Source organism: Marinobacter sp. SBS5, assembly GCF_048285575.1.
Taxonomy (GTDB): Bacteria; Pseudomonadota; Gammaproteobacteria; order Pseudomonadales; family Oleiphilaceae; genus Marinobacter.
Genome location: NZ_JBLWAZ010000009.1, coordinates 143,712 through 166,562 on the forward strand (window position 1 = coordinate 143,712; position 22,851 = coordinate 166,562).

19 protein-coding genes are annotated in these 22,851 nt (G+C 52.3%); 9 read left to right on the forward strand and 10 right to left on the reverse strand.

The genetic code is table 11. The features are described 5' to 3' along the window. Positions 1-41: 41 nt before the first annotated feature. Positions 42-1,313 (reverse strand): diguanylate cyclase domain-containing protein, encoded by a 1,272-nt coding sequence (locus ACNQ6O_RS15295; protein ID WP_418054044.1) that lies wholly within the window; start codon positions 1,311-1,313, stop codon positions 42-44. Positions 1,314-1,449: 136 nt separating this feature from the next. Between ACNQ6O_RS15295 and ACNQ6O_RS15300 the strand changes: the two genes are divergently transcribed. The 3 genes from ACNQ6O_RS15300 to ACNQ6O_RS15310 are packed head-to-tail and all read left to right on the forward strand — an operon-like array spanning position 1,450 to position 3,735. Further along, positions 1,450-2,310: a PA4780 family RIO1-like protein kinase gene (locus ACNQ6O_RS15300; RefSeq protein WP_418054045.1), complete on the forward strand. Its 861-nt coding sequence runs from the start codon at positions 1,450-1,452 to the stop codon at positions 2,308-2,310. Between the two features lie 9 nt (positions 2,311-2,319). Continuing rightward, complete coding sequence (locus ACNQ6O_RS15305) at positions 2,320-3,030, forward strand: DUF3581 family protein (RefSeq protein WP_418054046.1); 711 nt, start codon at positions 2,320-2,322, stop codon at positions 3,028-3,030. A 12-nt stretch (positions 3,031-3,042) separates the two neighbouring features. Then, positions 3,043-3,735, forward strand: a complete 693-nt coding sequence (locus ACNQ6O_RS15310; RefSeq protein ID WP_418054047.1) for a pseudouridine synthase — start codon at positions 3,043-3,045, stop codon at positions 3,733-3,735. Positions 3,736-3,747: 12 nt separating this feature from the next. Here ACNQ6O_RS15310 and ACNQ6O_RS15315 read toward each other — a convergent pair whose 3' ends face one another. The 7 genes from ACNQ6O_RS15315 to ACNQ6O_RS15345 form a co-directional block, all read right to left on the reverse strand. Next, the gene (locus ACNQ6O_RS15315; protein ID WP_418054048.1) at positions 3,748-4,602 is read right to left on the reverse strand and encodes a putative RNA methyltransferase; all 855 of its coding nucleotides are present in this window, start codon (positions 4,600-4,602) and stop codon (positions 3,748-3,750) included. Between the two features lie 25 nt (positions 4,603-4,627). Further along, positions 4,628-6,457 carry a diguanylate cyclase domain-containing protein gene (locus tag ACNQ6O_RS15320; RefSeq protein WP_418054049.1) on the reverse strand — a complete coding sequence of 610 codons (1,830 nt, stop codon included), beginning with the start codon at positions 6,455-6,457 and terminating at the stop codon, positions 4,628-4,630. Between the two features lie 269 nt (positions 6,458-6,726). Further along, entirely contained in the window at positions 6,727-8,286 is a 1,560-nt protein-coding gene (locus tag ACNQ6O_RS15325; RefSeq protein ID WP_418054050.1) for a DUF4139 domain-containing protein, read from the reverse strand. Between the two features lie 141 nt (positions 8,287-8,427). Next, positions 8,428-8,970, reverse strand: coding sequence for a hypothetical protein (locus ACNQ6O_RS15330; RefSeq protein WP_418054051.1), 543 nt, complete (start codon positions 8,968-8,970; stop codon positions 8,428-8,430). Between the two features lie 75 nt (positions 8,971-9,045). Then, positions 9,046-10,407, reverse strand: a complete 1,362-nt coding sequence (locus tag ACNQ6O_RS15335; RefSeq protein ID WP_418054052.1) for a DUF1329 domain-containing protein — start codon at positions 10,405-10,407, stop codon at positions 9,046-9,048. Positions 10,408-10,435: 28 nt separating this feature from the next. Further along, positions 10,436-12,328, reverse strand: coding sequence for a DUF1302 domain-containing protein (locus ACNQ6O_RS15340; protein WP_418054053.1), 1,893 nt, complete (start codon positions 12,326-12,328; stop codon positions 10,436-10,438). Positions 12,329-12,460: 132 nt separating this feature from the next. Then, complete coding sequence (locus tag ACNQ6O_RS15345) at positions 12,461-15,418, reverse strand: hypothetical protein (RefSeq protein WP_418054054.1); 2,958 nt, start codon at positions 15,416-15,418, stop codon at positions 12,461-12,463. 274 nt (positions 15,419-15,692) lie between these two features. Between ACNQ6O_RS15345 and ACNQ6O_RS15350 the strand changes: the two genes are divergently transcribed. From ACNQ6O_RS15350 to ACNQ6O_RS15365, 4 genes are all read left to right on the forward strand, one after another. Then, positions 15,693-16,280: an RNA polymerase sigma factor gene (locus ACNQ6O_RS15350; RefSeq protein ID WP_418054055.1), complete on the forward strand. Its 588-nt coding sequence runs from the start codon at positions 15,693-15,695 to the stop codon at positions 16,278-16,280. Between the two features lie 10 nt (positions 16,281-16,290). Further along, the gene (locus tag ACNQ6O_RS15355) at positions 16,291-16,947 is read left to right on the forward strand and encodes an anti-sigma factor family protein (protein ID WP_418054056.1); all 657 of its coding nucleotides are present in this window, start codon (positions 16,291-16,293) and stop codon (positions 16,945-16,947) included. Continuing rightward, positions 16,944-17,393: a hypothetical protein gene (locus tag ACNQ6O_RS15360; protein ID WP_418054057.1), complete on the forward strand. Its 450-nt coding sequence runs from the start codon at positions 16,944-16,946 to the stop codon at positions 17,391-17,393. The genes ACNQ6O_RS15355 and ACNQ6O_RS15360 overlap by 4 nt, the downstream gene beginning before the upstream one ends. A gap of 99 nt (positions 17,394-17,492) precedes the next feature. Further along, positions 17,493-18,830, forward strand: coding sequence for a tetratricopeptide repeat protein (locus ACNQ6O_RS15365; protein ID WP_418054058.1), 1,338 nt, complete (start codon positions 17,493-17,495; stop codon positions 18,828-18,830). 14 nt (positions 18,831-18,844) lie between these two features. On the opposite strand, the gene ACNQ6O_RS15370 is transcribed toward ACNQ6O_RS15365, so the two are convergent. Continuing rightward, entirely contained in the window at positions 18,845-19,861 is a 1,017-nt protein-coding gene (locus ACNQ6O_RS15370; RefSeq protein ID WP_418054059.1) for a glutathione S-transferase family protein, read from the reverse strand. A 76-nt stretch (positions 19,862-19,937) separates the two neighbouring features. Beyond that, positions 19,938-20,384, reverse strand: a complete 447-nt coding sequence (locus tag ACNQ6O_RS15375; protein WP_418054060.1) for a DoxX family protein — start codon at positions 20,382-20,384, stop codon at positions 19,938-19,940. A 113-nt stretch (positions 20,385-20,497) separates the two neighbouring features. Here ACNQ6O_RS15375 and ACNQ6O_RS15380 point away from each other — a divergent pair, with 113 nt between their 5' ends. Together ACNQ6O_RS15380 and ACNQ6O_RS15385 are read left to right on the forward strand one after the other, a co-directional pair. Next, entirely contained in the window at positions 20,498-21,424 is a 927-nt protein-coding gene (locus ACNQ6O_RS15380) for a LysR family transcriptional regulator (protein WP_418054061.1), read from the forward strand. 109 nt (positions 21,425-21,533) lie between these two features. After that, entirely contained in the window at positions 21,534-22,820 is a 1,287-nt protein-coding gene (locus ACNQ6O_RS15385) for a cytochrome c (protein WP_418054062.1), read from the forward strand. The last annotated feature ends 31 nt before the right edge of the window (positions 22,821-22,851 follow it).

The following is a 22,851-nucleotide window of genomic DNA, read 5'->3' on the forward strand; positions in this document are numbered from 1 at the left end:
TTGCGTTTCTGATTGCCCCTACTTCTAAACTCCCATGGGACTCAGCTCCTGCTCTTTTTCTCCAAGTACATTCCACTGTCGGCAGCCGAAATCAGTGACTCCATATCCCGACCATGATCCGGGTAAAAGGCGATACCAATACTTGGGATTAAGTTAAGGGTTGCCACCGATAGTTCATAAGGCTCGCTCAGTGTAGAGCGAATTTTTTCGGCAATGGCTACGGCATCCGACTGCTGCTTAAGGTTATCAAGCAGCACAACAAACTCGTCCCCGCCCATGCGGCCAACCGTATCTGAAGCCCGAACACACCCCACCATACGACGAGCCACCAAAACCAAAATCTCATCCCCCGCGCCGTGCCCGTATGTATCATTCACTTTCTTGAACTTATCCAAGTCGAGACAAAGAATGGCCAAAATGCCCTGATCTCTGGTAACACGCGCCAGGGCATTCTGCATCCGGTCCAACACGATGTGCCTGTTAGGCAACCCGGTTAATTGATCGTAACTAGCCATATACTCCAGTTGGGAGAGCATTCGTTTACGCTCAACAGCCGCTGAAATTTGCACACCCACGAAATCAAGCAAATCTCGGTCATGCTCTGAAAAGAGCGTGCTCCCCGAGAGCCTTTGCAACAGTACCGCCCCACACACACCTTTGGGCGAGATCAACTGGACCCCTAAAGCATCCGGACGTACAAGCTTGGTAGCTTCGGATTGCATTAACTGTGAACACAGCTCGCAGGCGACAGACTTAGAATCCGAGGCAGCGTCCTCTAAGTTATTCGCGTTATAGTGAACGTCCAGGGTGTTACTGTCAGGGCCTACTAGCACCACGGTGAAAATCGGTGTTGCGAGCAAACCATCAACTATGCCGTGTATAGCCTCGAACAACGAAGACAAGTTATCCGCGTTATGCACAGCCTCTGAAATGGCGTAGATAGCAGACTGCCTAGCCTCAGCTTTTTTCCGCTCTGTAATATCACGAGCTAAAGCCACGCGCACCTGCTGGCTGTCTGACCAGCGCGCTGACCACAGGATATTGGCTGTAGAGCCATCTTTTCGAACGTAACGGTTTTCGAAGTTTGGCTTGGGTTCACCCTGCAAGATTTCTTCAACCGCGTAGGCTGTTCTATGCTGATCATCTGGGTGAACGAAATCCAGAACAGCTCGACCAATCATTTCTTCCGGTTGGTATCCAAAAATTCGATGGCTAGAAGAACTGACGTATCGGATATAGCCATCGCGGTCGACGATGCAGAGAGCGTCCAGCAGCAAATCCATAAAACTCTCTGGCGGAATCGTTGAATCCATTGACAAAGGCTCGCCCGAATAATGAACTGATTATCTCAACCAGCAGAGTACCAGCTTCATTATGAGGTAGTATACGTTTAGACATGCTGGCAAACGTGCTTTTCCGAACAGACATAACCAGGCAGCTCAGAGTTTTATGAAAATACCCAAGCGATTACAGCCCCTTGTCGATGACGGCATGGTAGACGAAGTGTTGTATCAGTTGATGAGCGGAAAAGAAGCTCAAGTGTTCGTGGTGCGTTGCGGCGACAGCGTGCGTTGCGCCAAGGTATACAAAGAAGCGCAGAAACGCAGTTTTAAGCAAGCTGTACAGTATCAGGAAGGTCGCAAAGTCCGAAACACTCGCCGTGCCCGGGCTATGAGCAAGAAAACTCGATACGGGCAGAAAGAGCAGGAAGATGCCTGGCTGAACGCGGAGGTTGATGCCCTGTATCGCCTAGCGCAAGCAGGCGTGCGGGTGCCCGAGCCATTCGGATTCGTAGACGGTGTTTTGTTGATGGAAATGATCTCGGATGAAGACGGTAAAGCCGCCCCGAGATTAGACGATGTGGTACTAACACCGGAGCAAGCTAAGGTTTACCATACCCAGGTTATTTCCGATGTGGTCCGTATGTTGTGCGCCGGTTTGATCCATGGTGATCTGTCTGAGTTTAACGTACTTGTAGACCCGGACGGCCCGGTCATTATCGATCTGCCACAAGCGGTTAACGCCTCGGGAAACAACAACGCGGAACGAATGCTAGAGCGTGATATCGATAACATGCGCCGTTATTTCGGGCGCTTTGCCCCGGAATTATTGAATACGGACTATGGTAAAGAAATCTGGGCGCTGTATGAGGCTGGTGAACTCTACCCGGATACCGAACTTACCGGTTGCTTTGAGCACAACACCAAAAGTGCGGATGTGGACGAACTTATCGAAATCATCGAAGCCGCTAAGGAAGAAGAACGGGATCGCCAAGAACGCCTGCAAGAGGCGGAAGCCGGTAATGACTAAAGGAAAACTATGTTTTTAGACCGCTTTTACTCCATAGAAAACGGGCGCATCATTATTACAGCGCGTCAGGCGAGCCTTTTTGCCAAGGAAGTAGCCGGAGATTTCAACCCGATCCACGATGTGGACGCACGCCGTTTCTGCGTGCCTGGCGACCTCCTGTTTGCCATTGTGTTATCCCGATTTGGCTTGTCCAGCACCATGACTTTCAAGTTCCAGAACCTACTGGGCGCCGAGGTGCCGCTCGAGTTTCGTGAAAGCGAAGATGGCACGATAGAGGTTTGCGACGAAGCTGGTAAAGTCTACATCGAAGTGAGCCGCAGCGGTGACCGAACGCTCGACGCGACAGCGGTTGAAGAGTTTATCCGGTGCTACGTTTCAACGTCCGGTAAAAATTTCCCTCACACACTCAAGCCGCTCATGGAGTCCCATGGCGTTATGTTCAACCCTGATCGCCCGATGGTTATGTATCAAAGCATGAGCCTTGCCCTCAAGCAGCTAAATACATCTAACCCGGACCTAAAGTTGAGTGGCACCAAGCTGGAAGCGGCCGGAAAACGAGGCAACGTCACGCTGGATTACGACCTGTTGTCAGACGGAAAGCCAGTGGGAGAAGTATCCAAACACATTATGCTGGGCGGTCTTCGGGAATACTGTCCCGACGCGATGGAACAGGTTATTGAAGAGTTTTATCGACTTAAAGCTAAAGGTACAGGCGCTTAACCGCTTTTTCTGATGAAGTTATCGCGAATCGTCAGTAATCAGAACGGCGTTAGTCGTAAACGCGCTAACGCCTTGATTGCCACCGGTCGCGTTTCGGTTAATGACGAAGTTTGCCGGGAAGCGCAGCAGGATGTCAGTGAGTTTTGCGCCGTATCGGTCGATGGGAACGTCATTCAGCAGGCCCGGCCTTCCCGTTATCTTATGCTCAATAAACCCGCAGGCTACTTAAGCGCAACCGTCGACGATCTTCATCCGACAGTGTTGGAGTTAATTGATTCCACCCTACACGATGATCTGCATATCGGCGGCCGCTTGGATCGTGCCAGCACGGGCCTTCTGATTCTTACCAACGATGGCAACTGGTCCCGTCGGCTAACAGAGCCGGAAATCAAAATTCCTAAAGTGTATCGAGTAACCACAGAGCATCCCATCACGCCCGAAACACATCGACGATTTGAAGCAGGTATCTGGTTCGAATACGAGCAGCTAACAACCTCCCCGGCGCAGATCGAAGAGATAAACGAGTGCGAAGCTCGGGTTACGATTTACGAAGGCCGTTACCACCAAGTGAAACGAATGTTTCATGCCGTTGGTAATCGCATCACCTCCCTTCACCGGGAACGTATGGGTAGCATTCAACTCAACGACGAATTAACCGTAGGTCAGTACCGATCACTCACCGCTGAGGAAATCGCCTCCGTCTAAAGCCTGCCTTCGTTAATCACTTGCCTCACTTTCGCGTTCAAAGCTATGCAGGCAAACATCGACCGTCAGAGACAAAGACTCGAGAGCGGCTGCCCTATCCCTACCCTCTTGGCTAGCCCGGTAAAGGTGGGGTGTCATGGCGAGCAGATCGGCAATCGGCTCTGCACCCGCCAGATGTAAGGAAAACCGCACGTCCTCCGTCGCTACCCGGCGAAAGCCTTCAGGTGTTTCTGAGACCTTCTTCGATTCGGTTCTGACTTCCGGATAAATAATCTCTCGTAGTTCACGTAAATGGTCCTGACCAGCATCCACTTGAATCAACCGACCGCCCGGGCGAAGTACACGGGCAAACTCTGGATAAACAGGAAAACCGAAGAGGCACAACACTCGGTCGAGCGAGCCGGAAACGACTGGCAGATTGGCATTACTGCCCACCACCCAGCTGGGCCGACAGTCTTGCCGAGCGCCTGACAATACCGCCCATTTGGAAATATCCAGTCCCAACAAGGACAAGGCAGAGCCCCCGGCAACCGAACCCAGTTGGCGCAGATAATAGCCCTCGCCGCAGCCAGCATCGAGGCAACGAATAGGGCTTTGTTCCACTGTACCGTCTAAGGTTGCCTTGGTTACGGCATCGGCAATCGGTTGATAAAATCCGGACTCAAGAAACCGTTGCCGTGCAGCAATCATCGCTTTGCTATCGCCCGGATCCTTTGAACGCTTTTTCTGAACTGGCAGCAAATGAACGTACCCTTGTCGAGCAATGTCAAAGCTATGGCCGTTCTCACACCGCCAGCTTTTACCCTCACGGTAAAGGGGGATGCCGTCTAGTGGGCATGCCAAAGTTTCAAAAGGTTCAACACTCATGAACGATTCCTAATCCTGAGTAGCCTTATTCGTTGTTTTCATCGACGGGCAAATGGTATTCATTGACGACGAGTTGGTTTTTGCCTCTACGCTTTGCCTCATACATGGCTTGGTCGGCGCTTTGCATCAAGCCAGCAATAGTAATGCCTGCTCCCCGGGCTATGGTAATTCCGATACTCACCCCCACTCTGGCAACACCTAGGGGCAACACCACCGGTTGCGCAACGGTGTTGATAATTTTTTGGGCGACCACTGTCGCGTTATCCGGCGAAGAAACTTCAGGTAACAAAACGACAAACTCGTCACCCCCTACTCTCACCACCGTATCCGTTTCCCGAACGCTGCGCTCAAGTCTTCTTGCGATTTCCTTCAATAAGATATCGCCTGCGTCATGACCGTAGGTGTCGTTGACCTGCTTAAAGTGGTCAAGGTCCAAGAACATCACCCCCAAGTAACGGGCATGCCTCCCTGACAATGCGATCGCCAATTGCATGCGGTCTTCCAGAACACGCCGGTTAGGCAGCCCGGTCAAGGTGTCCTGAAAAGCGAGGTTATGAATGGCCTCCTGATACTCTTTAATCTCGGAAAAATCCTGGAATGAGATCACGATGCCCTCGTCACCCGTATCACTCGTAAGCGGGGCTGCATTCAGGGTGACCGGAATGGTGGAATTGTCTTTACGGCGGAATTCCTCGTCTTTGCTGCGATACAACTGGCGCGTATTTATTACATCCAGTATCGAGCACCCTGCACCTTCTTGATCATGCACATGAAACACCTCGTGCCCTTGCTTAGCAACAAGTTCATCAGAGCTCCAGCCCAGAATCCGCTCCGCTTCCGGGTTCATGTAAGTCAAAAGGCCATGCTTATCCATGACGATCAAGCCATCACCCAATACACTCGATATTTTCCAGAAGCGTTTGGATTGCCGCTCCTTTTCACGGCGAAGCTCACGGCGTTTATGAATCAAAAAGTGGGTATAGAAAGAAATAACCAGGGTTAGAAAAACACCAATGACATAGAAGCCGATTACCCAAGTGTGGTTCATTAATGCAGAAGACGGCAACGACTCGCTGGGAACGAACGACACGGTTTTCCAGGTGTATTGCCCCGCAGGTGAGTTGCGATTGAATTGCTTTAACGGGTGGACGGTTTCGTAGACGAAAAGCCCTTTGCTGGTCTCGACCCACCCATGGTCGCCACCTAGAATTTGATCAAGGGCTTCAGGATACTCACGTGCGAAAGCTGAAGGGAGGCCAAACATGAACCCCCACTCATCATTGGGGTCTGGACCCGCAAGAACGTGGCCCTCGCTGTCCAGCAGAAACGCCGGATAAGATCCGGCCATGCCGGTATCAAAGGGGGCCAAAAGAGCCTGCCCCTTCATGTTTAGAATCACTAACCCTTGATTGCCAGTCTCCTCATCGACAACCCGCACGCCAAAACGAATCATGGGCTCATACGGTACTTCAACCTGTCCCTTTTCAACATTAAGATCCAACGGTGAAACGTAGACATCGCCCTCAGCAAGGGCTGCGGTTTCAATGGCGTAATACCGCTCGCCTTTAAACTGCAGTGCATTTTCGTGTTTTTTGAAAACGCGTTGATCATTCCGTTCTAACCTAACCAGTTCCAGACCGTCGTGGTCGAGAAAACGCAGTTGACTATACGTGGATTTTTGTCCGAGCTGAGCCCGGAACACCAACTGAAGCGCTTCTTCCCAAGCGTCATTCCTGTAACGGTTAAACCGAACCGCCGCCGGCAAGTTGGCAATCGCTAAAAGATCATTGGCTGTGTACTCGAAGACCTGCTCAAGTAGCCCAGCCGTCATTCTGGTTTTGGCTTGCTCTGTCACCTTCAAATCGTCGCTTTGAAGTGAAGCCTGATATTGCAGTGCCCCGTACACAACCAAAGTAAATACGAATACACAAACTAACCCGGTTATAAGGGCAGATTTAACGAAACCCTGTTCTTTCCAAAAAGTAGTTTGCATACGTGACCGTATAACCTAAACGTTCGAAGTGATTAAACAATTATGAGGCATAGCGCTCAAATGTACATGGTTCACGGATGATGAGGCGACTTGAAGGCGCACTACCTACCTACGTTTAGAACTATCCACGTTCACAAGTGTGGCAATGTAGTGCCTTCTGGCACCCTCACCTCGAACCCTGATTTCACACTAATGGCTTTTCCTGAAGCCACCTCCCTATCCCAAACCAAAACGCCCTTCTTATCCTCAAAGTTGCGTTGGACAGGTTCGCTGATTTCCAATGGTTTCACCGTTAACACATCCTTCTGGGACACAGGCAATCGATCGAATAGTCGAACCTGAACGGGCTTATTGTGATGATTGGTAATATCAAAACGGTTCTGGCGGCGCTGGACGTTTTCGCTTTTCCAGATGCCCTCTTCCCCGGTTCGCTCAAGCTCATTGATCACCGAAATTCGAACGCCTTCATCGACTCCGAATCCTAACGCCAGTTCTTCCCCGTTGGTCAGGTCTTTTAGATGAGTTTGCCCCACACTTTGACCGTCCCGATACAAGGTGGTAGGCCCTGCAGGTATGGGAGCCTCAGCTTGAAACTTGCCCGTCGCATGCACATAGCCAGTAGGATCCAGGACTGGAGCCGACCAGGTGGCCACCTCAACCGGTAGTCTGTGCTCGGCGACCATAAAACGCTGGCTGGATGAACTGCTCGGCACCTGAACTTTGCCGGTCAGGCGATAGCTTTGCGTGAAGGTACTGGCCCTATCTACTACAGCAGAATCGGCCATGACCAACTCTGCGCGCATCTCCGCCATCGGCGCCAGCATTTTGGACTGGTATCGCTCTGGCTGATCCGGACTAACAACCCAAGAGCTCACGGTCGGCATAGACGTTCCCCTGCGCGCATTAGCGGTAGCAAGGTGCAATTGCACATCGTCCCAGTCGTAACCCGTGGTCTGCTGCACAACTGCTACATGCTCTAAGGTTAGTTCTCCGCCAGACTCAACCTCGGTATTCAACCGCGCATTGTATTCGCTCCGCCAGCTGGCTTCGGAAGTCTGAAACCGAAGCTTCACTTTCAAAGCGCCACTTTCGGGAGCCCGATAATGGATCCGCACGTTTTTAGTTGCTTTGGCTCTTTGGGTCACTTGCGAGAGCTCACGCGTAAGGCGATCTTTCAAGGCCGCATCGCTCTTCATGTTGACACGAATTTCGCGTATTTCAGCCAGTGCTTTCTGGGTGGTGTCTTTAACGGCCGCTGCCATTTCGCTGAGTTCTGAAGCGGTTAGTTCATGGGGCGATTGGGCAGCATGATTCATCAGCGTGACCTGCTGTTTCCATGCACTGATACGATCTTCCTGTTCTTGAATTCGCAAGGTTACGACAGACAACTCATCTCGGATTCGGCGGGTTTCCTCTGAGACAAACTCTTCACGCTCTGCCCGACTGACCTGAATCTGATGAACCTGCGCACTCGGCATCCCCTCAAGCAGAACCTGCAATGACTGGTCTTGAAGGCTCAATGGTAGGCCTTCGATATCAATTGTGCCCATACCTGCACTGACCTGTTCAGATTCCTGCCATGTTAATTCGGCATGTGATGGGTAGAGAGTCGCCGCGGTGATCTTCGCCAACGCCATCATCGGTGTGATAGATAGTGATATTGCAAGTGCAAGCAAGCTGAGCTTATTCATGGCAATGTCCTTGTGTCCGCCGCCATGGTGATAAGAAAGCAACTGCCTGAACTGACAAGTGCTCGTTATGACGGGAGGAAGATATGCATTGCAAAGAAGAATAGCAGAATGAGCGTTATGGGGAGATTAAAAAGCAAAAACTTAGGTTACAAACGAGAAATCTTTCAACCACTTAAGGGATGAACTTAGAGCGCTTTGGTTACGCCTGTCAGACTTGGCGGAAGCATTGATTTGTCGTATAGCGCGAGCTAAAAGCAGGCTATTCGCGGCCGCATTGTGTTCGTCACGGCGAGCCAAGAGGTAGCGATGCAACTCTAGTCGTCTTCGGGAACGCACTGCGTGCTCTATAGGGATGAGCTTTGCAGGGCAGCGTTTGCCTGCAGACATGAACAGTTTATCGAGCCACTGTTGGTCTTCGATTGGAGATTCAGAAAATACCGGATAGTCTTTTATTAGATGGGCAACACGTCGGGCAACGTAGGTTGCCGTTTCACCTCGCTCGCAACATTCTTGTCTTGTCAGACCGTGATGAACTGCTTGATGACTCCATTTTTCCCAGCCATCCACACTATCAGGGTTAATGAGAGTGGAATAAGACTCAGATCCGTCCATACGGGTCCAAGCGATCTCAGCCGGGTAACTTTCGTCACCTGTGCCACTTGCTTGTATATCGAGTATGTACATTTGTGAACTCCACCCTCGATAGGGGCCCCGAGTGGTGCGAACACCAGCCGGGGCCTACTTCACTCAGTCAACCGATTAGCGAACACCTGCGCGGCGCAGAGCTGCCGGGGTATATTCCCGTGAGCTGCGCTCAACACCATACGAGTACGGATCGCTCTCTTCGTTGGTCATACCCATCACCAGGTAGCGACCAGACAAGAGGTCATACAGAGTTTCAAAGGCGTATGCCGGAATGCGAGCATCATAAACCTGCATCGCATGAGCTTCCGCTACGCGCCAGAGGTTGTCGCGGCCGTCGTAGTGATCAACCACGGCAATCTGCCAGGTGTCTTCATCGATATAGAAATCACGTTTCTTGTACACGTGGCGTTCGCCGTCTTTCAGGGTGGCGGTTACGTGCCATACACGATGCAGCTCGTAACGTGCGAGTTCCTGGTTCACGTGACCCGGCTTGATGATGTCTTTGTAGCTCAGGTCTTGACTCGCCACACGGTAGGAGTTGTAGGGGATGTAAAGCTCTTTACGGCCCTTAAGCTCCCAGTTGTACTTGTCCGGCGCACCGTTATACAGATCAAGGTTATCTGACGTACGCTGGCCATCAGCCGCAGTACCCGGGCCGTCATAAGCAACACTCGGGGCACGACGTACACGACGCTGACCAGAGTTGTACAACCATGCACGACGTGGCTCTTTAACCTGGTTGATGGTTTCGTGAACCAGCAGCACGTTACCTGCCAAACGAGAAGGCGCGGTGATGGTCTGCTTGAAGTAGAACATTACGTTTTCATCTTCAGACGGATCATAATCCTTCAACTGGACTCGCTCAGTGAACGACTCGGTGAACTTAACCGCACTGAAATCACCGTTAGGCTGAGGGGTCACCTGCGCGACGTTACGGGTCACTGAACCACCACGGTAGCGGGTGATGTGGTTAAAGATCGCTTCTAGACCGTTCTTCGGAATCGGGAACGGAATAGCCGTCTGGTAATTGCTCAGACCGTTGCCACTTTCGATAAGCGAGACATCGGTAGCGTTGGCTTTGGTCTTGGCCTGCACGACGTCTGGATAGGCACCAGTACGACGGGTTTCATAAACCGGAATGAAATAGCTGTCGTAAGTTTTGATCATCGCAACCTGACCTGGGGTCAGGCGGTCGGCATATTCGTCAACGTTGCTTTGATCGATTCGGAACAGCTCTTTGTCATTCGGAAACGGATCAACATAACGGCCGTCGCCTTTATAGTTAGCTGGCGGGGTTACCAAACCACCGTCCCAAGCCGGGATTTCATTGCCATTGCCGGCCTTGATCGCGCCCATAGGGGTCAAAGTGTCACCGAGCTTGGCTGCTTCATCCTGAGACACCCCGGCAGATGCCGAGCCTCCAGCCAGCATCGCGCTGGCTACTGCGCTGTATAAGAACGTACGTATCATCTTCATAAGTCAGGTCTCCTTGAGTTCCCGGGTATTAAAATGCGTATGAGATTGAAGCGGCCACGAAATCGCGGTCGTTGGTTTCGTTGAAGTCGCCACCAAAATAGTTCGTGTAGCTGAGCGAGGCCTTATAGGCATTTTGATAGGTTGCATCCAAGCCTAGCCCTACCGACTTGTTCCCTTCTTTGAAGTTACCACCCGGGTCCGGCGCGTAGCCTTTCACGTCGTGCGAGAAATAGAGCTTGGGACGCAAGTTCACGCCCGCTACTGCACTTGGGTAGTCCCACACAAATAAGGTTCGGTAGCCCCAAGAGAAATCAGTCGTAAAGCCGTCGTTCGTACAGTTGGTAGCGTTAATGTTCAGACGCTTCTCGCTATCAGTGCCCTGGCTACAGAAATCACCCGAGAAGCTGGGGCCATCCAGAGGAACCGGGCCTACACCGAACATACCGGAGCGGCCGTAGCGAGCTTCCGACAAGTCAGGCAGGTCGTGCACGTAGGTGGCACCAATCTCAGCCACGATGATGAAACGGTCTGCACCCATCACCTGATCAATGAAGTGAATGAGCGTTGTTTGGGCTTGCGACACGCCATAACGGTCGTAACCATCTACAGCCTTACCCGCGTAGTTGCCTCCATTAGCCTGCTCACGCTGCTCAAGCTTACTGATCACCTGGCCGTCTGGGCCGCGCTGCTGCAAGCCGCCGTAAATCAACTCAAAGGTGTTCCACTGAATCGGCATGTTTGGACGGTAGCTGTACTCCGCACCCAGAGAGGTGCCGGTTGGCAGCGTGGTGTTAAAGCTCACGCCAAACAGGTCGATGCCTTTGGGGTAGTCAATGAAGTAACTCGGGAAGCGGGAGTCCGGCTTACTGTCATCGCGCATCTGGCTGCTTTCAGGCGAAGCCGGATTGTTTACCACACCACTGATGTATGGCAGACGACTGTGGTAACGGGTGTAGTAAAAGCCCACATCAGCCTCTAGTGCGGTGACATACCAACGCACGGCTGCACCAAACTGATCCTTATCGCCGGGCTCTTTGTCACCGATACGAGGGGCGATGAAGCCTTCGTCAAAGGCTTGTGAGTCTGGAACCTGCCCAGCCAGCAATACCGGGCCACATCCATCAGCGGCAACGTCGGCCGTTGAGAAGAAGGTGCCGCAGTCATCGATGCGGAACGGTTCCCAATCAGTCTGTACGAACGCTTCTACGGTTACTTCCGGTGTTAGCCCGACCGAGGTATAGAGCATCTCGACCGGAAGAAGCACGTCTTTAAGCTCTGCACCGGGCGCACGAAACGCAGGTACGTCAATGGGGTTGATCGCGTTGATGCCCCCCAAGATGAAGGTGCTTTCTCCCCAGTTGACGACTTGACGACCGTAGCGAACCGCTACTGGAACGTCCCCTACCTGCCAGTCTGTGAAAATATAAGCATCCAGCAGATCGATACCGGACGCGTTATCTTTCGCTTCGGGGTTCAGCTCACGCTGCTGACCAACGGGGTCCACGGCGCGCTCGTTATCTTTGAGCTCGAAATCGTAGTAATAACTGGCCCGGCCCAAAAAGCCGACGCGAGTCAGTACATCGCTATCCGGAACATAATCCAGGAACAACTCACTACGGCCACGTAGGATGGTCGAGTACGGGTCACCCTTTTTAAAGTTGAGGTTACCGTCGTCAAAGTTGTTGGAAGACGCGCCGGTGTCGCTGTAGGCGTACTCTGGCCCCAAGTTGCCCTGAGTGATCAGGTCGGGATCTTGATCTTCCAGCCGGTAGGCGGTGCCCGCCGTCAGCGTAGTACTAAACGATGCGTCAATCTCGTAGAAGCTGAAGTCGAAAGCGGCTGCGGTTGGTGCAAGGCACGCGATCTGGGTCGTCAGCGCTAGCTGAATAGACCTCGCTAAAATGGACTTTTTTGTTGTCATTGCAGTTACTCCGCACATTATTTTGGCGCAAGCGTCCCCGCCAAGCGGGTTACACGCCTTGGTTATCGTTGTCGTTGTGAGAGGTTTTGAGCGCCGCCGAATATGTGCGGCGCTGTTATTCACGTGTTTTGATTAAAACCCTGGAATCGGAATGGGGATCTGGCCATTGTCACCACCGTCTCCTCCTCCATTTCCGTCACCGGGCTCTTCACCTGGATCACTGTTTTCGGGATCGTCGCAGTTGCTGCCGGCAACCCCTTGAACCACACAGCCGTTGTCAACAGAGACGGTGCCGTCAGTAAACAGCTCCAGCATCTGTGCGGTCATCTCGGTAAAGACTGCACTCGAGGAGTACGGTTCAGCGCTCTTAGTACCGGCAGAAATGGGGTTGCCATGCGCACCTTCGGTGTAGCGGGTAATTACCGGTAAGGTATTGCTGCTAGCCTTTATGGCTGAAGCACCCATCGCAGCAGCCAGAGGGTCAGTGCCTGCCAGCGGCATGTTTTCGCCTTTGATCACAAAGCCGGTTTCGGAAATTGTGGTTTCAAGCGGTGGCAAAGCAGCTTCCTCATCAGCGGCGTTCGGGATGGTGTTATCCGTGGGCTTCTCGGGATCTTCGGGATCACCAGCGATCTCTGTCAGCAACACCGGCTGATCTTTATAAAACGGAGCGAATGCCGTTGGATCAACCGAATCCAATTGCGCCTGGAACACGTTGAAGTAGATATTCAACTCGGTACGACCTTGCGCAAGCAGGCCGTCAGAAGCGTCATCCAGACCTGGCAACACGCGGGGTGCTACTGACTGCGAGTTCTCGACTAGACGAGTGAAGCTGCCGCCGGTGTTGAAGAACGTAGACGCCTGAATGCGATTCAGGTGAGGGTTACCTGCGTCGATGGCGAGATTGGTCACGTGCGGAACAGCTGCCCCACCCATGCCACTCAGTGAGTGAGTCATGAAGTAGACGCGGCTGGGATCAATGTTCAGACCATTATCACACTCAGAACATGCAGCAATCGCATCTTCAATGTTTTGCAGTGATGCGTTCACATTGAGCAGATCGATCGCACTCTGGCGCATGTTGTCGCGGGTATTTGCGTAGTTCGCGAAGTTCAGGAACAGGCTGCCGGACTCAGGGTCTTCAAGCCCTGCGGCAGGCACTGCGTTCAATTCAGCATCAGCTGCAAACCAAAAATGACGCTCTGTCGCCTCAGCAGAGGCGCCCGCCTGAGTCGAAATTGGGCTTAGACCTACAGCACCGCCATCTTCTTTGAAAATGCCGTGCAGCGGCTGATCAATACCGATCGTCACAAAGCAATCATCATCTGAGGTGATACACGTAAGCCCCGCGGCAGTTGCCATTGGCAAAATAGCCGACCGATCCTGGGTGGCTGCGTGCTGGTAGATGATAACCGGGTAACCATTCGCCGGAGCCGTTGATGTCGTTGACGGAGCGGCAACCACAATTGGAACAGTCGTATCAGCTGTTTTCGCCGCAAATGGGAACCGATAACTGATACGGTCAGACGGCGCTTGGCCAAGCGTCGTGTCGTCGCTAAAGTCCGCTGGCGCCCAGCTCTTGGTCTTTAGAACCGAACCGTCGCCGTCGGCAGGCAAAGATTGGAAATACGGTAGTGAAATCTCACCTTCGTACACACGTATGTTAATGGGCGTAAAACCCGTGGGGTTTTGCTCAAGCGCAGGGTTTACATCACCCCCGGTCCGCTGACTGAAAACCTTCACTGTTCTCGGCTTAGGCGTATCCAGAATTGCCTCAGCCGCATCCGCCATGCTCTGCGCGTCGGCAGAGACATCCATGGTATCGTCACTGGCTTGCGCTGTAGCTGCCTGAATGGCATGCGCCAAGCGGCGGTCGCGATCTGCGTTTACGATGACATCGCCGTAAGTGACAGCAACACCGTTCGCATTCGCGGCCTCCAGAATTGCGGCCAGCTCGGCATCATAATTTTCGGAGCTTGAGTCAGTTAGATCTGCATATAGCTGTGCATTCAAGTTTTGCTCGGCTGCACTCCCTTCCGCCAATGTTTGGCCGCTCAGGTTATAAAATCCGTCGAACAGCTTTTGCAGATCACTCTTACGCTGCTCGATGGTCAGCATTTCACGGTAATAAGTGACCGGTGCCGCATTGGCCAACAGCACATCATCCACTGCAGTGGTGGTTAGCATAGTGGCGTAAGGAATGTCCGAAAAGGTCGCTTTAAACCCGGCCGAGCCTTCGTGCTCACGCTTAAAATCGAAGTAATCAGCCGCGAGCTTACGAGCCGGCAACATTGCATCCCGGAATGGCTGATACAGCGCGTTGGACAGCTCGCGATCAGGGTTAGCAACACTCTGATAAGTCACGGAGCCAACCAGAGGCTTACCCTCGGCGTCTACAATAGAGTCGCTCAGTGCCAGCACATACTGCGTTTTCTCGTTGAGCGGGGTCAGCGGCAGGATACGGATCAGGTTATTCGCGCCGCCGTCGATGTCGAGCATCTCAACACGAAGCTTTTCATCGCGAAGCTCAGCAAAGATGGCTTCTGCACCTGCAGTATCGCCCTCTTCTTGCAACCTCAGCGCTTTGCGGTACTGTGCGGCCGTTGTCAGCCCCGGGGCTTCGCCATCAAGTGTCTTTAATGGATCGCCACCGGCATAATCGACTGGAATCAGGAAGACATTCTGATTCGGATTCGGGATGGTTTTACCATCTTCGGTCAAAACAAACTCGTTAGCATCCAGAGTTTGCTCTGCATCCAGGCTTGCGCTGATTTTGACATCAATAGGCGCGAGTACCGAAGCACCGTCAAGGTAGCCGATACCATCGGTTACCGGGTTGGCAGGATCAGTCCCGTTAAGCATGGTCCCATCATCAACGTCGCTCAGATAGAAAAGCGCATCGCTAGGAATAACAAATTCAGTTTCCAGGGGGGCAAATAAAGGGTGGGTACCTCGCTCTATGCTGGGTCCGCCGTTAACTTTGTAAACCGGGTTAGCGTTTTTATTGGTTTGACCACCGCTGTCCAAACAGCCAGTAAGTCCCAGTGAAGCCGTAGAGATAGCGGCAATTAAGGCATTGCGGATGAACATAGTTTATACCTCAGGGTTTCTTGTAATTCGGCGTCTTATGCGCCTTTAGTAGCCCCCACGTTGGTCTAATGCCAAAGGTTCCCGATTTTTCAAGTTTTTCGCACCAAACCCACTTAAAAACGCAATTAACCCATTGATTACTTGCACAAAACCACATGAAATTATTTTTTGAATCCGGATACCCTGAAAGCTCTTAGGCTGTTACCATAGAGCCAGAACTAAAATAACCACCGCCCTGTTGTTTTTCACAACGGCGCAGCACAGAGGTACCCGATTGGCCCTGCTTCCATTTCGCCAGTCCAAATCAAAACGTTTCGAGCGTCTTGTCCAACCGCATCTGAAAGCGTTGTATGCCTTCGCATATCGCTTGACGGGCAGGCAACATGATGCGGAAGACCTCGTACAAGATGTAGTGGTAAAGCTCTATTCGAAATTGGACGAGCTTGAGTCGATTGAACAATTGCGCCCGTGGTTGAACCGGGTGTTATATCGTCAATTTGTTGATTCAATTCGCAAACGCCCCGCAGGAAGAGAAGTTAATGCCAGCGTGATGGACGACATCGAATCGGCCACCCCTTACCTGGAAACGCTTCCGAGCGACGCGGCTGATCCGATCACTGGACTCGCTCAAGCATCCAATCATGTCGCGTTAACCCGAGCACTGAACCAACTGACACCGGACCAACGCACACTTATACTTCTGCACGATGTCGATGATTGGCGACAAGACGATATCGCAGAGGTGCTGGAGGTAGCTGTGGGCACGATTAAATCGCGGCTGCACCGCACTCGTGCCACCCTTCGAAAATTTTTACAAGCAGAACTGGAACCTTTTGAAGGTGAGCAACGTGAGCTTCAGTAAGGTGGACACAATGAACTGCGAAACTTTTATTACCAACATCGATTCTGAAGCCAGCTGCAAGTTGTCGGTAGAGATGCAGCAGCATGCAGACGCGTGCCCTGAATGCTCAAAAGCATTACACGCATGTCAAGAGCTGCAGCGAGGCCTACGAGGCATGGCGATACCAGAGCCAAGCGTTGACTTTGAGAGCCGCGTCCTTGCGGCCGCCACCGGTGGCGACCCGAAAAAAGGTAACCGGAACTGGCACATTCCCGCGTGGAGCGGCGCCATTGCCGCAGCACTGGTGGTTGGTGTCTTTATTGGTGGAGAACTGTCCGCCCCCACTTCGGAAAGCCAACCGGTCGTTGTGCAAGAGTCTGTTTCTACGGTAGAAGCAATCAGCGCAACGCCTAAACAACAAACCGTAAAACTGGCCTTTAACTCCCACGAAGCCGTGGAAAACGTAACGCTAACGCTGGAGCTGCCTCCCAACATGGAGTTGACCCCCTTCCCCGGTCGGCACCGTGTTAGCTGGAAGGTTGACCTCAAACCTGGAGACAACTTGTTAGCACTCCCGCTGAATGTACTCTTCCCTGGTGCAGGCACATTGGTCGCCCATCTCGATGATGGCAATAAAAGGAAAACCTTCCGTGCGGACATCGGTAAGACAAAGGAGCCGTCGACATGATGACTAAGCTAAACCCGCTTGTTTATGCAGCCTTTTCCCTAGGCTTAGCGTTTTGCTCTGGAACAGCTCTCGCTGAGCCTGATCTGGATGTGACCATGCGCATGGTGATGGACGATGAGTCTTTAGATGGCTCATTTGTGCAAGAAATGGAACTTCCCGATTCCGTTAATGAATTGACGCTTGGTGAATCTTTTGAAGCGCCAGACATCGACGAGCTCACAAACGAAGCCCGTGAAATGCAGGAAACTCTTGCATCCGAGGCAAGAGAAACCCGAGACGCGCTTGAACTGGAACTTCCCGAGGAGCAGCCGTCGGATCTCCCCGAACTTGAACTAACGGAGCCGGAGTTGCCCAGCACAGAGTTGCCTACGGACAACCTTCCGGATCCTGGCTTGGACTTGCCCCTCGAAGCTCCTGTCGACCTGCCAGAAAACACAACCCCCTAACATCCTGCCGTGTCGAACGACTCAACAGAAACGCAATTCACAAGCATCTTCTCTTTTTCATCGCTAATAAGATAAGCTATCCCTTAATGCGCTAGCACCTTGCCAGTATTAAGGGATCCACTTTTGTCCTGTCGCCTTACTAAACCCGTCCTTTTCGTTCTCAGCTTGAGCCTGTGTTCTGCCGCTGTGGCGGACACCCATGATGACGGCAGGCAAGATTTCCTATCTGGCGTGACGGCCTTTCAAGAAGGCAATCTCAATCAAGCAAAACAGCTACTCGAGTCCGCCCAAACGAAAGGAGTTCAGTCGCTCGCCCTGATTTACAACCTTGGTGTGGTGTACTACAAGCTGGCCGAATATGAACAGTCTCGACAAACGTTTTCGCAACTTATCGGCACCAAGCAGACGTCTTTAGCGCATTACAATCTAGGATTGGTCGCTCTGTCTGAAAACGATTCTTCAACTGCCCTGCACCATTTCCGAACGGTTGTCGCCGACGGCAGTCAGCAAAAACTCGCAAAACTGGCCCTCGCGCAGCTCAAACGACTCGGCAGCCAAACACCCTCCCCAAAACAATGGCAGGCACTTTTCTCTCTAGCCGTCGGTTATGAGGATAATATCGGCTTGTTTCCGGATACCGCTGCCAGCACGCTCGACGACGGCTTTATCGAATCGGTAGGTGCCGCTTCCGGTTATGCGTATCGTCATGATAAAACTGCGATTCAATGGAAAGCACAGTTCTATATTCGGGATTATTTTGAAGAAGACAACTTCAACACACACCTTCTTCGCCTCGGGACAGCATGGCGTTATCACCTTGGTCAGGACCGAATCAGCCTCGGCCTAGAGGGGGATCAGCTTTGGATGGCAAATACGTCTCGGGAACAACGAGCAAGGCTAACCGCAGATTGGCTTACCCCCACCTGCTCCACAAAAGCGTTGAAGGCAAACTGCCAAATTAAACTTGAGGCCGAACAGATTTTTGCAGACAAGGCCCAATACCAGGCATACGAAGGCCAGCATTATCGGTTGGATACCCGTTACCGGGCTCACCAAGGCGACTGGTCGGGTGAGTTGCAGTATCGCTTTGATTATAACAACCGAAAGAATCGGGAGATTGAGGACGAGTTTTACAGCGTTTCCCCGATGGGACATACGCTAGGAGGCAAGATTTCCTATGCGATAACCAGAGCTCTGAAGATAGGGGCCAATGCTAGCTTTAGGCACAGTGATTACACGCATTCCCACACATTCAAGAACGGCGAAACGAAAAAGCGAACAGACAGACGCCTATCGTACAGCCTCAATGCAGAATACCAATTTGATCGAACCTTCGCGGTAACGACCAAGCTAGGCCGAATGAGTAACGACAGCAATATCGATCGCTACCAATACGACCGCGAAACCGTAACTCTAGGCGTTAACATCCGCCTCTAAATGACCGGGCGCTATTACTGCGCCACAGTCACATCCATTAGAGGGGACGCTGATTCAAGCTCCGCTCGCTTATGAGGCCCATCGAAATTCAATAACGGACCGGCCGGTACAACCCCAGCCGGGTTGATCGTTCCGTGACTCCGGTAGTAGTGGTCCTTGATGTGCTGCATATCGACCGTCTCTGCCACACCTGGCCACTGGTATAGCTCACGCACATAATCTGACAGATTCGGATAGTCTTCAATCCGCTTCAAGTTGCACTTGAAGTGACCGTGATACACCGCATCAAAACGAATCAACGTGGTAAACAAGCGCCAATCGGCTTCGGTGATTTTGTCACCCACCAGATAACGCTGAGTCGACAAACGCTGCTCCAACGCATCCAGCGCTTCAAATAAAGGATAAACGGCTTGTTCGTAGGCTTCTTGGGTTGTCGCAAACCCCGCCTTGTAAACGCCGTTATTTACCTGATCATAAACTTCAGCGTTAATGCTATCGATTTCAGCACGCAGAGTTTCTGGGTAATAATCCCCTGGCTTTGCTCCGATACCGTCAAATGCAGAGTTAAACATTCGAATAATATCGGCTGACTCGTTGCTGACCAGATGGTTCTCTTTCTTATCCCACAAAACAGGTACCGTTACCCGCCCGGTGTATTCAGGATCGGCCGCAGTGTAAATCTGATGCATAAATTTAGCTTGATGAATCGGGTCTTGAACCACCCCTTCGTCTGGATCAAAGGTCCAGCCATACTCACGCATCAACGGATTAACAACTGACACAGAAATCATCGATTCCAAACCTTTCAGCTTGCGAAATATCAACGTTCTGTGAGCCCAAGGACAAGCGAGAGAGACATATAAATGATAGCGGTCTGCTTCGGCTTTGAACCCCGATTCACCGGTTGGCCCGGCACTGCCATCGGCGGTTACCCAGTTACGAAACTGCGATTCACTGCGGGCAAATCGTCCGTTAGTGGATTTGGTGTCATACCACTGATCAACCCACTTCCCCTCTACAAGCAGTCCCACCTTTCGCCTCCTCTATCGCTTAAATAACTGGGCCAGGGAAACGTATCCCCCTGGCCCAATGAACGGCTTCAGTCGATTAGCTCAGCATGCTACGCAGCTTGCGATCCAATGAAAGCTTTCCGCCACCACTGAACAACAAGGCTACAGAAATGCTGATCAAGGCAAGGCCAAACTCATAACCGTTGTTGCTCATGAACAACCCGTTGGACACATGAACCGTCAAAATAGCTACCAGCATCGTAATGGCTAGCACAAATGCCGCAGGACGAGTCAGCAGGCCAAGAAGAAGCGCGATACCACCGAAGAACTCAGCACTACCGGCGCCCAGCGCCATCAGATAACCAGGTTCAAGGCCGATGGAAGCCATCCACTGCCCGGTGCCTTCCAAACCGTATCCTCCGAATGCGCCAAACAACTTTTGGGCACCGTGAGCAATAAATATAATGCCGGCAGGAATACGAAGTGCCAAACCGGTCAGGCTGTCATTGGTTTCGAGTGTGCGTTGAATGAGTGAGTTGGTCATGACGTGATCTCCATTTAAAGTTCAATTGCGTTGTTCGATGGAAGTACTATATTTTCTGGCACCAAAAGATAATAGCGGAACGATTTGAAACATATCATCAGGAAAACTGAACTATGATTTCCCCGATTACACTGGATGCTCTGCTGACTCTGGATGCCATAGATCGGCGACACAGCTTTGCAGCAGCCGCCGAAGAACTTTTCCGGGTACCGTCGGCCATCTCGTACACAGTTAATAAGCTGGAAGAAGATCTCGGCGTAGCATTATTTGACCGCAGCCGGCGTAAAGCCGAGTTAACCCCCGTTGGCCGCCTGGTGCTGGAACAAGGAAGGCAAATTCTTAAAGCGACAGACGAACTTACAGCCATGGCCCGACGGGCAGCAGATGGCTGGGAAGTGGAACTGAGAATTGCAATAGACAGCGTACTAACCTGTGACGCCATTTATGAACTGATTGAAGCGTTCCAACGCATACAACCCAAAACCGAGATACGACTAACCGAAGAGGTGCTAGGTGGCAGCTGGGATGCACTGAGCGACGACCGGTGTGATTTGGTTATCGGTGCACCGGGTGCGCCCCCAACCACCGGTTACGGCATCCACTCGCTGGGGCATGTGGCTTTTGATTTTGTGGTTGCCGGAGGCCATCCCCTAACCGAGATTCCGCAACCAATACCTACCAGCGCAATCCTGGACTATCCCACCGTCATCGTTGCCGACAGCTCGCAACACTTACCTGTTCGTTCATCTGGATTGCTGGATGGACGCAGCCGAATCATCGTTCCAACCATCGATCATAAAATAGAAGCTCAGTGTAAAGGGCTAGGCGTGGGCTATTTACCCCGCCACCGGATTGCCCAAGAACTGGCTGATGGCCGGCTAGCAACTTTGGAGCTAGACGCGCCGCGCCCTCCTTCCGAAATATCCGTGGCGTGGTCGCGAGGCAACACTGGAAAAGGTTTGAAATGGTTTGTCGATCACCTGAAAAAGATGCAGTTCGATCAAGAGCGCTGCGGCATCGTCAATTGTAAAGCGGATTAAGAACGGTAAACTCATGCAAGCTCCTAATTTTTAACTACACTAGTTGTTCATAACCCGTCGCCAGCCACCGGCCTGATGCATGCGTTCAGGCCAAGACAGGAGAACAGCGGTGTTTAAAAAAATCCTTGGGGGCTTGATCTCGTTTGGCGTCCTGGCCTTAGCCATATTTCTTTTTATCGCTTGGGCACCTTCAATCGACCCGGTTGAACCTTCATCCCGGGATTCCTTCAGTCAGGAACAGATTGCTCGGGGCGACGTACTGGCAGGTTTGGGTAACTGTCAGACTTGCCACACCACCGATCCCGATCAGCCTCTGGCGGGAGGGCGAGCAATGCCGACACCCTTTGGCACCCTCTACTCCACCAATATCACGCCAGATCCCAAAACCGGGATTGGTCAGTGGTCCGAGGAAGCCTTTACTCGGGCCATGCGCGAAGGCATTTCACGGTCGGGCTCGCAACTTTTCCCGGCCTTCCCTTACACCCACTTCACCAAAATGTCGGATGAGGACATCTCCGACCTCTATGCCTACCTAATGTCTCAGCGGGCCATTCAGGCGGAACCGCCCGAGAACACTCTTGAGTTTCCCTTTAACATTCGCCTGTTGTTAGCTGGGTGGAAGCTCCTGTTCTTTGATGAAGGGCGTTTCCAACCAGATAAAAGCAAAGGCGAAGAGTGGAATCGGGGCGCCTATATAGCGGAAGGAGCCGGCCATTGCAGCGCGTGCCATACACCGCGTAATAAGCTCGGCGCAGAGGATGCCGGCGAGGCTTGGGAAGGAGCGACCGTTAACAACTGGTACGCGCCCGCTCTGAATTCCAGCAATCGAACACCCGTACCCTGGACGGAAGAAGAGGCCTATTCGTACCTGCGTAACGGCGGTTCCCCACTTCATGGTGTGGCCGTGGGTTCCATGGCCGATGTGGTTCATGCCGGGCTAAAACGAGCCCCGGACCAAGACCTCCGGGCTCTGGCTGTATGGCTCAGTGATCTGGCCGAGGCTAACGATGCCGGCCAAGCCAGTAAGAAAGCTGCAGGCGCTATCCTTGCCGCTCAGATCAAACAAAACCCCTCAGCGATGATGGATGAAGGCGAGCATCTATTCACCTATGCCTGCGCCTCATGTCATTACAACAACCCGGAAAGCCCTAACACCCTGCGCCCAGACATGGCACTGAACAGCGCAATCAGCGCAACTTCTCCGGTTAACCTGATCCGCGTGACTCTGGATGGCGTATCCCTGAAAGACGGCATGCCTAATGCAATGATGCCGGGGTTCAGTGAGGCCCTGAGCGATCGGCAAATCGCGAGTCTGCTAGCATTTATGCGAGCCACCCACACCGACCAGCCCGCCTGGGCCAATCTGGAACAACAGGTCCGCGACCAGCGCCAATAAGAACCGCAGCAGAGTGACAACGAGACGGAGA

Coding starts and splice junctions, on each gene's coding strand:
- ACNQ6O_RS15300 (WP_418054045.1), top strand. CDS start 1,450: ATGAAAATACCCAAGCGATTACAGCCCCTTGTCGATGACGGCATGGTA.
- ACNQ6O_RS15315 (WP_418054048.1), bottom strand. CDS start 4,602: ATGAGTGTTGAACCTTTTGAAACTTTGGCATGCCCACTAGACGGCATC.
- ACNQ6O_RS15310 (WP_418054047.1), top strand. CDS start 3,043: ATGAAGTTATCGCGAATCGTCAGTAATCAGAACGGCGTTAGTCGTAAA.
- ACNQ6O_RS15340 (WP_418054053.1), bottom strand. CDS start 12,328: ATGACAACAAAAAAGTCCATTTTAGCGAGGTCTATTCAGCTAGCGCTG.
- ACNQ6O_RS15325 (WP_418054050.1), bottom strand. CDS start 8,286: ATGAATAAGCTCAGCTTGCTTGCACTTGCAATATCACTATCTATCACA.
- ACNQ6O_RS15295 (WP_418054044.1), bottom strand. CDS start 1,313: ATGGATTCAACGATTCCGCCAGAGAGTTTTATGGATTTGCTGCTGGAC.
- ACNQ6O_RS15330 (WP_418054051.1), bottom strand. CDS start 8,970: ATGTACATACTCGATATACAAGCAAGTGGCACAGGTGACGAAAGTTAC.
- ACNQ6O_RS15380 (WP_418054061.1), top strand. CDS start 20,498: ATGATTTCCCCGATTACACTGGATGCTCTGCTGACTCTGGATGCCATA.
- ACNQ6O_RS15305 (WP_418054046.1), top strand. CDS start 2,320: ATGTTTTTAGACCGCTTTTACTCCATAGAAAACGGGCGCATCATTATT.
- ACNQ6O_RS15355 (WP_418054056.1), top strand. CDS start 16,291: ATGAACTGCGAAACTTTTATTACCAACATCGATTCTGAAGCCAGCTGC.
- ACNQ6O_RS15360 (WP_418054057.1), top strand. CDS start 16,944: ATGATGACTAAGCTAAACCCGCTTGTTTATGCAGCCTTTTCCCTAGGC.
- ACNQ6O_RS15375 (WP_418054060.1), bottom strand. CDS start 20,384: ATGACCAACTCACTCATTCAACGCACACTCGAAACCAATGACAGCCTG.
- ACNQ6O_RS15345 (WP_418054054.1), bottom strand. CDS start 15,418: ATGTTCATCCGCAATGCCTTAATTGCCGCTATCTCTACGGCTTCACTG.
- ACNQ6O_RS15335 (WP_418054052.1), bottom strand. CDS start 10,407: ATGAAGATGATACGTACGTTCTTATACAGCGCAGTAGCCAGCGCGATG.